This window comes from Hymenobacter sp. B1770, assembly GCF_049896385.1.
Classification (GTDB): Bacteria; Bacteroidota; Bacteroidia; order Cytophagales; family Hymenobacteraceae; genus Hymenobacter.
The window spans coordinates 1-836 of sequence record NZ_JAFCUF010000058.1 but is presented as its reverse complement, the minus strand read 5'-3'; the positions used below and the strand labels follow the sequence as shown (position 1 = coordinate 836).

General features: G+C 63.8%; 2 protein-coding genes. Both read right to left on the bottom strand.

Features of this window, described 5'->3' with window-relative positions; genetic code table 11:
- Window positions 1-399: DUF4249 family protein (locus tag ACP7AJ_RS21445; protein ID WP_426062283.1), on the bottom strand; the 399-nt coding region annotated here is incomplete at its 3' end.
- A gap of 117 nt (window positions 400-516) precedes the next feature.
- A complete protein-coding gene (locus tag ACP7AJ_RS21440; protein WP_426062282.1) occupies window positions 517-768 on the bottom strand; it encodes an ATP-binding protein in 252 nt (83 codons plus the stop codon).
- Window positions 769-836: the final 68 nt, after the last annotated feature.

Sequence of the window (836 nt, the reverse complement as noted above, 5' to 3'; positions counted from 1 at the left end):
CTTGTCACCCCCAAAGCTGGACTTCTCCGCCCGTAGCCCGGTGAGCGGCACGGCCACCGGCAACGTGGCAGCGGCCACGTACACTTGGCCTTCCACTTCCACCCGCAGCGTATAGCGCCGGCCCTGCCGGCCCGTGAGCGTGGCGCCGTGGTACTGGCCGGGGATGGTTTCGGTCAGGGTCTCCAGGCCGCCGGCGTCGTCGCTGAGGGTAACGGTAGCGCGGCTCACGGCCGGAAAGGTGTTAGTATCAGTATAGTTCGTGCTGCGCGAAAGCAGCACCGTGCAGGGTTGCCCGTTGTCGGCCAGGTTGTCCTCAATCATCAGGCGCGGCCTCTTGCAGGTCGAGGTCGATGACCTTCTGGCACGAAGCCGTAGTGAGCAGCAGTACCGCTGCGGCACCCAGTGCCAAGTTGATGACCTTTTCGCTCCTTTTACTTTTCGGACCGTTTTAACAGAATGGGCCCGTCCGGCAGCCAACTTGTTCTTGGTCTTGTTGGGGGGCGACACGCCAGGACGTTAACTCCCGGCCACTTTTCTTTTGGCCGCGCGCTTGCCGACCGCTGAAAGGGGCAACTCGACGGTAAAGGCACTCCCCTGCCCCTCGGCACTCTCCACCGTGAGCGTGCCGTGGTGCCATTCCACGACGGTCTTGCAGATGGCCAGGCCGAGCCCGGTGGTGTGCTCGCCGCGTAACCCTTCCCGCCGGGCCCGGGTGAACCGGTCGAACACATGCGGCAGCATGTCGAGGGGAATCCCAATCAAATGCATAGAGCGCGCCCTCGCGGGCCAGGTCGGCCTTCACTTCTTGCCACCACTTCATGGTAAGCGGCTTCACC